Raw genomic sequence first — 7060 nt, 5'->3', positions numbered from 1 at the left:
CACGCGGCGATGGCCAGCGCGGCGGCGACGCCGGCCGGCGCCAGGAAGCCGCCATCGCGGATATTCAGGATGGACCAGGGTGCAGTCCAATACTGTTCATGCCAGCGCAGCACGAACGCCAGCCGCGCCATCAGCAGCCCGGCGATCAGCATGTCGGAAACGAGGGGGCCGGCGTCCGGCAACTGGCGGTAGCGCTGCAGCCACCACGCCACGCCGTAGGCGGCGCACAGGGCAAGGAACAGCAGGACGAGGCCAGTGGGCAAAGCCAGGGGGCCGATTTGCAAGGACAGCATGGGCGCTTTCTATGACGTCGAATGGACGGCCATTGTGCCCCAGGCGGATTAAACCGGCGTTAAGAAGCGGCCAGCGCTTCCTTGCGCACGAAATGCATGGCTTGCGGCTGATCCACCAGCACGCACTGCTTGCCCGTGCGCTTGCAGTGGTCATGCACGCGCCAATAGGCATCGTGGCTGACGCAGCCCGTCTGGCAAATCACCAGGTCGGCCGCCACCAGGCCCGCTTCCAGCGCCGCCACATCGTCGGCCCCGTCGCCGCCGCCCGCATGGTGGAGGAAGCGTCCGCCGGCCTGCTCGATGGCCAACTGCGCCACGTTGGCGCCGCCGGCATGGCGGCCCGTACCTGGTCCCGCCGCCTGCTCCAGATAGTTGCCCACATACAGCACCAATTTTTCACGCACGCCGGCCAGCAACCCGCCCTGCGGGGCGGGCGCGGGCACGACGGAAGGCGCCGGCAGCCACTGCAGGCGCAGCAATTCGCGCATCAAGTCCTGCACGCGCTCGCTGAGCCACTCGACCCGGCGCGCCAGCCGGGCACGCGTCGGCAAGCCCGGCACGCTGGCTGCCAGTTCGGCCAGCTCGTCGCGCGCCAGCGCCAGCCGCGTATCGCGGATCACGACCTGCGCCCGCGCGCGCATCAGTTCCGATTCCAGCTGCGCGATGCGGGCCGCCTGCGCGGCCAGCTGCGCACTGCAACGCGCCTGCGCGCGGCCATATTCGCCCATCAGCACGCGATGCTCACGCGCGATCATGTCCTCGTTGCCATACACACTGCCCATCATGCCCTCCTTTACCACCCGTGGCGCCACCGCGCCAGCCCATCGCAACCCCATAGCCATGAATTATAAATGAGAATCATTACTATTTGTGTATGCACATGCATGCAGCAGGGGTATGCGCGCTGGCCGCCGGCATCACGCGGCGGGCGGGCAGGACAGCATGCGTTGCCAGACGTCGTCCTGCACCTGCCGCACCTGCCGCACGCCATCGGCACCGCGATAGATGTCCAGCGTGTTCGGCCATGCCATGTCGATGAACAACTGCCGTGCCGGATCGACCAGCAGGGACTGCCCCACATAGTTCCCCTTGATCTCGCCCTTGTTGACGGCCAGCAGGCGCGCGCCGCCCGCAAGCGCACGCTCGTCCAGCGCCACGCCGCTGCGCTCGGCCACGTCGCGCAGCCAGCGCTCGCGCCAGCGCGCCTGCTCCTCGAACTGTCCCTTGGGTGGCCGGTCGAGCTTGACGACGGCCGCCACGGGACCGCCTATGCCCGCCTGCAGCGAAAAGCCCATGCGTTCCTGCAGTTCGACCGTGTAGGCCTCGCCCTTGACGTCGATCTGGTAGCGCCCCGTCCCGTCCTGTACCAGCAGGTCGGCCTGATGGTAGGCAGGTTTGACGCAATTGGCGTACTGATAGACGAGCACATCGAGGAACGGCGGCGCAGCCGGGGCGGACGCCGCCATGACGGGCGACAGGCTGGCACATAAGGCCGCAGCGGCTGCGTATTTGATCTTGCTCATGCTTGCTCCTGTTCACGTAAAAAGTCGGTGACGGCCAAAAACACCTGCGGCACGCCATCGCGTCGCTCATGGTAGCTATTTTGTATATTTCTTTCTGGCACACGATTCAATTGAATCGCGCTTGTTCGATCACTATTTCTAGTGTGTAATCTTGCAAACAAGTTATGACATCAACGACCGATACGTTTACCTCAGCACACGGAGTTCCAAACAATGTCCGCATTTTTCCATGCAAGCGCATCTTCCTTACGCGTCGATCACGACGGCAGCCAGACAAGATGAACAATCGCCCCTTCACCGAGCGGCGCCGCCAGCAATTTCTGGATGAAGAACTGTATGTCAAAACGCGCAGCAATCAATTTGCGCTGATTGCAGGAGGACTGGAAAACAAAAAGGTCGCCGACTCAGCGCAGGAAAATGCTTCCGTCCATCATTTTTTGTATTTAGAAGAACTCTGGATCTGGATGCTCGACTATACGGCGGGCGAGTCCATCGAGGCCTTGGCGCCGCGCATCGCGGGCATCGTGGATAAGTTTGAAGAATGGAATGCGGTCGATCAACTCTATCAGCAGGATGCGGCGCTTGAGTTTCCAGAGTTTGGGCCCTACGAATATCAGGGAGCACCAGAGTTTTACGTCCTGTCCGACTATCAGGACACCTTGCAACTGCTGAGCATTGCCATCCTGCTGCGCGATCAGCGCTCGGTGCTGCGCATCATCCACGTGCTGCGCAGCCATCGTGGCCGCGATGGCCTGTTCGAGCAATTGATCGACGGATATGTGGAGGATGGACAAGCACTCGACGCCTGCATCATCGCCAGGCCCTATGACACCCTGCTGCAAGTGTTCTATGAGGAGGATGAGGAAGCTACCTTGGCCCTGCTCCAGAAATACCTGAAACAATGGTATCCGGCCATGAAACATCATCCGCGCTGGTACAACGAGCATCTCAATATCAGCGAGGAAGGCTATGCCGGCTACTACGGCTACTGGGCATTCGAAGCGGGGGCGACGGTTTTCCTGCTCGACCTGGACGATAGCCAGAGCAGATCCCTGGTGTACCCCGGGGATCTGGTCGACCATGCGCGACGGCTACGGAAAGAAGCGCGCTACACCAGCGAAGTTGCATGGCCGCAACCATAATCAGCAAGGGACAAGGATGCAGACGCTGATCGAACAGGATTTTTTGGCCCGGCGCAGGGAAGCGCGGCTGTCCTACGCCATCTACCTTGAAAGCAAGGAAAGCCAGGACGAGTGCTACGACATGGTGGCAGCCGGCTTGCAACAGCCGGCGCACGTGCTGCAACACATTCCACCAGAAAATTTCATGACGGCCACGCGCCAGCGGGCCTGGGATGGCATCGACCAGCTCGCCCTCGCCTACAGCGCCGGCCACCCGCTCGACGAGTTGCGCGCCGCGTATCCCACGATACTCGCTTACTGGCTGGCGTTTGCCCGCTATGACATGGCATTTGACGCTCAGGCCGGCGAGGCCGAACAGGGATTTCCCCACTTCGCCCTGCCCGGCGACGGCTACGAGCAGGTCAACCGCATGGTCTGCCTCGGCATTTTGCTGGACCGGGGCAGCCTGCTGCCCCGGCTGGCGCCCGTCATCGATTTCAATAACCATGAAAAGGATGGCTTGCTGGAGCGGCTGCTGGCATGCTTTGCCGCCGGCAGGGATGCCGCCTGGCCAAAGTGCACGCGCCATCTGCCCTACGTCAATACACTCAAGATATTCGCGGCAGAAAAGGATGCCCGTCCTGCGCTGATGCACGCTTATCTGCAGCAATGGTATGAGGCCAGCCGCCGCGAGTCCTATTACGACAGCCACCGGCGCGACACCTCGTTCTGGGGCTACTGGTCCTGGGAAGCAGCCGCCATCACCTGCGTGCTCGATATCGACGACAGCAGCTACGCGGCGCGCCCTTCTATCCGGCCGACCTGGTGGCGTTCTGCCGGATGAACGGGGTCGCCCCCGGCGCCACTGTGGCAACGCAGAACACGCATCAACAACGACTGGACGAAGCATGAAAACCAGCACCGTCATCGCCACCGGCATCGCCGTGGTTGCCGGACTCTGCTTTGCCCTGCTCAGGCAGTCGCCTGTCGCCACCAATCCCTTTCCGGGCATTTATTCCATCATCGACCCCGTCACTGGCGAGACCAAGGATGTCCTGAAAGTAAAATCGCTGCTGGGCGAGTACGTGGTACTCGCGCGCTTTGGCGGCCATGGCCCATGGACGGGGCCCATCTACGCCAAAGTCATGGGCGACGGCGACAGCTACGCGTCACCGCCACTGTTTCAGCAAGACCACATGGTCAGCGCGCTATCGCTGGACGAGATCGGCTACCTCTACCACACGCCGGGCAACAGCGACTCGCGCGCCGGCCCGTCCGATACCGGCTATATCAGCAGTATCGCGACCTTCGGCATTACCCCCCTGTTCCACCGCCCCCTGCTTACGGACGGCAGCGAGCGCGGAGAGCGGAACCTGCACGCGTACACGCCCGGCGCCGGCGAGCGCAAGGTATCGGTCAGTACCTTGAACTACAGCCCGCGCATGATACAGGTGGGCATCAGTTCCGCCAGCAATCCCGACAACGCTGTCGATACCGATCCCCTGAATCCCTACATGAGCAGCGCCTCCAGCTGCTGCTTCTACCTGCCGGTACAGGCCGCGGCGCCGTTGCCGGTCAAGCTCGAGTATCGCTGGCTGCCCAAGGGCAAGCCTGAAGTGCTGGCCCTGACCTTGCCAGCCAACAGCAAGGCCGACGAACTGTTGATACTGGTGCAGCCGGATGGCAGCATGAGCGTGGAATTTCGCGCTCCCGGCAAGGACCTGGATCTGACGCCCGAGGGTGTCCTGTCCATCAATGGCAAGCCGTATCCCCTGCCACCGGCCGCCGAGCGCAAGGCGCGCCTGGCTGCGGAACTGGCGCGAAGAAAACGCTTCTTGAAAGATATGTACAGGCTGCGGGACAAAGGCACGGGCGAATCTGTCGAGGTGGCATATCAACTGCGCTACCTGATCGACGAATACGAGAAAACCATCACCTATCTGGAAGCGTTTTCCGCATGCACAGGCAGCCTGGCAACGTGCAATAAGCAAGCCACGGCAGCGGCCCGCGCGCCATAGCGCAGCAACGTCCAGGAACCGCCATGCCGAACAGTGCCCTGGCCGCCAGCCAGCCTGTCAGCGGCCCGCATCGAGCTTGAACACCCCCACCTCCCGCACCAGGCTGGCCGCCTGCTCTTCCAGGCTGCCGGCAGCAGCGGCCGCCTCCTCGACCAGGGCGGCATTCTGCTGCGTGACCTCGTCCATTTGCGTGATGGCCTGGTTGACCTGTTCGATGCCCAGGCTCTGCTCCTGGCTGGCGGCGGCGATCTCGCTCATCAGGTCGACCACCTGCTTGACGGATGTCACGATCTTGTCCATCGTCGCGCCCGCCTCGTCCACCAGCTTGCTGCCCGCATCGACGCGGTCGACCGAGTCGCCTATCATGGCCTTGATTTCGCGGGCGGCGCTGGCCGAGCGCTGCGCCAGGCTGCGCACTTCACTGGCGACGACGGCGAAACCGCGTCCCTGCTCGCCCGCCCTGGCCGCCTCCACGGCCGCATTCAGGGCCAGGATATTCGTCTGGAAAGCGATGCTGTCGATCACATCGACGATATCGACGATCTTGCGCGAGCTGGCGTTGATGGCGCCCATCGTATCGACCACGCGTTCGACCACCTGTCCGCCCTGGACGGCAAATTCCGACGCCGATACCACGAGCTGATTGGCCTGCCTGGCATTGTCGGCATTCTGCTTTACCGTGCTGGTCAGCTCCTTCATCGCGGAAGCCGTTTCTTCCAGCGAACTGGCTTGCGCCTCCGTGCGCGACGACAGGTCGAAATTGCCGGCCGCGATTTCACGCGAAGCCACGGTGATGCTCTCCGTGCTGCTGCGCACCTGGCCCACGGTGCGCGACAGGCTGCCATTCATCGCTTCGAGCGCCTGCAGCAATTGACCGGGCTCATCGGAAAAGCGGTTGTCGACGCGGTTGCTCAAGTCGCCGGCCGCCACCATTTGCGCGGCCCGCAGCGCCTCCTGCAAGGGGCCGGTAATGCTGCGGCTGATCAACACGGCGCCGGCGATGCTCACGCCCAGCGACGCCAGCAGCAAGCCTGCCAGCAGTATGGTCGCCGAACGGGCGCTGTCGGCCGACTGGCTCTCGAATGCGCCGGAACGCTTGCTGGTCATGTCGACGACGCGGTTGATGGCCGCCAGATGGCTGTCGTAGCTGGCTGCCATGGCGGCCATGGCCGTGGCCACGGCCGCCTTGTCCTGCCCTTGTAGCGCGGGAATGAAGCGCGCGAATGCCGTCTCATAGAATGCCACGGCAGGCGCATGCGCCTGCGTCAGCAAGGCTTCGGCGATATCGGGATCGAGACCCTGGGTACGCCAGAACTGATGGCGCGTGTCGTACTCGGCCTTCAAGGCCTTCAGGCGTTCGACCAATCTGTCCTGCGCGCCCCTGTCTTCGGACGCCATCAACTGGAAGGCAACCAGATAGGATTCGAGGATGTATTCCGGCGGCGGCAGCACGTCGGCCACCAGGTCCTTGCCCTGCACGATGCGCTGGTACACGGGCCCGTTGACCTTCAGTTCGTGCAGCACGCGCAGCGACCAGCCGCCATACACGATCAGACCCAGCGAAAAGATGGCGACCAACAAGGCCAGCCGGCGCGACAGTTTTACTTGGCGAAGTAACTGCATTTGCGTATCCCCTCGGTAATCCGGACCATGCCGTCCATGCCGCTGGCATAGGCTGCACTGGCCAGGATGAAGGTTCTGCGCAGCATTTGCAGATTATGCAACTTTTTAAGGGAGTTGGGAGGAATGAGCGTAAAAAAGAATTTCTTGCTGAGCGGCGGCCGATGCATGGGCTCGCATAAGCCGGCGCATGCTCTGGCCGCTACTGCCTGAGATGAGGGGACGGCGTTGGCCGCTGCGCGGCCAACGGGGCCGCGCGCAGCGCGGCAGAATGGCGATTCGGAGAGCCTGCGCGCCCTTCAGGGCGCTCCGTCTTCGAATCCCGCCGTTCGGTCCAGTGTCCAGTCCTAAAATAGGTTGACAGTATTTATTGCTGCACAAACGCCCGATGCACCGCATCGGGCGTTTTGTACTTCAAGGCCGTATGTGGTCGTTCCTGGTTGTATATCCGCACCGATTGCGCCACCATTTTGCTCGCCTGTTTC

The 7060-nt window shown here is 62.7% G+C and carries 8 protein-coding genes and 1 pseudogene; 3 read left to right on the top strand and 6 right to left on the bottom strand.

The annotated features are described in order from the left end of the window. The 3 genes and pseudogenes from CBW50_RS27700 to CBW50_RS27690 all read right to left on the bottom strand — a co-directional run. Window positions 1-293, bottom strand: a pseudogene (locus CBW50_RS27700) (TlpA family protein disulfide reductase); the annotation flags it as partial. Between the two features lie 59 nt (window positions 294-352). Next, the gene (locus CBW50_RS27695) at window positions 353-1078 is read right to left on the bottom strand and encodes a DUF2325 domain-containing protein (RefSeq protein WP_226936479.1); all 726 of its coding nucleotides are present in this window, start codon (window positions 1076-1078) and stop codon (window positions 353-355) included. 132 nt (window positions 1079-1210) lie between these two features. Further along, window positions 1211-1816, bottom strand: coding sequence for a hypothetical protein (locus CBW50_RS27690; RefSeq protein WP_086148472.1), 606 nt, complete (start codon window positions 1814-1816; stop codon window positions 1211-1213). Window positions 1817-2094: 278 nt separating this feature from the next. On the opposite strand from CBW50_RS27690, the gene CBW50_RS27685 reads away from it, so the two are divergent. The 3 genes from CBW50_RS27685 (at window position 2095) to CBW50_RS27675 (ending at window position 4955) form a co-directional block, all read left to right on the top strand. After that, complete coding sequence (locus CBW50_RS27685) at window positions 2095-2958, top strand: PoNe immunity protein domain-containing protein (protein WP_172404924.1); 864 nt, start codon at window positions 2095-2097, stop codon at window positions 2956-2958. 16 nt (window positions 2959-2974) lie between these two features. Beyond that, the gene (locus CBW50_RS27680) at window positions 2975-3781 is read left to right on the top strand and encodes a PoNe immunity protein domain-containing protein (protein ID WP_172404923.1); all 807 of its coding nucleotides are present in this window, start codon (window positions 2975-2977) and stop codon (window positions 3779-3781) included. A 64-nt stretch (window positions 3782-3845) separates the two neighbouring features. After that, on the top strand, window positions 3846-4955 hold the full coding sequence (locus tag CBW50_RS27675) for a hypothetical protein (protein WP_086148469.1): 1110 nt from the start codon (window positions 3846-3848) through the stop codon (window positions 4953-4955). 57 nt (window positions 4956-5012) lie between these two features. Here the strand turns inward: CBW50_RS27675 and CBW50_RS27670 are convergent, their stop codons facing one another. From CBW50_RS27670 to CBW50_RS27660, 3 genes are all read right to left on the bottom strand, one after another. After that, window positions 5013-6578 (bottom strand): methyl-accepting chemotaxis protein, encoded by a 1566-nt coding sequence (locus CBW50_RS27670; RefSeq protein WP_086148468.1) that lies wholly within the window; start codon window positions 6576-6578, stop codon window positions 5013-5015. Then, complete coding sequence (locus tag CBW50_RS27665; protein ID WP_086148467.1) at window positions 6557-6745, bottom strand: hypothetical protein; 189 nt, start codon at window positions 6743-6745, stop codon at window positions 6557-6559. Before CBW50_RS27665 ends, CBW50_RS27670 begins: the two co-directional genes overlap by 22 nt. Before the next feature lie 197 nt (window positions 6746-6942). Further along, window positions 6943-7060, bottom strand: a 118-nt coding sequence (locus tag CBW50_RS27660; RefSeq protein ID WP_139842572.1) for an integrase core domain-containing protein, incomplete at its 5' end; no start/stop codon positions are given.

The organism is Janthinobacterium sp. GW458P (genome assembly GCF_002127585.1).
Lineage (GTDB): Bacteria > Pseudomonadota > Gammaproteobacteria > Burkholderiales > Burkholderiaceae_D > Janthinobacterium.
This window is presented reverse-complemented; position numbering and strand designations above follow the sequence as displayed.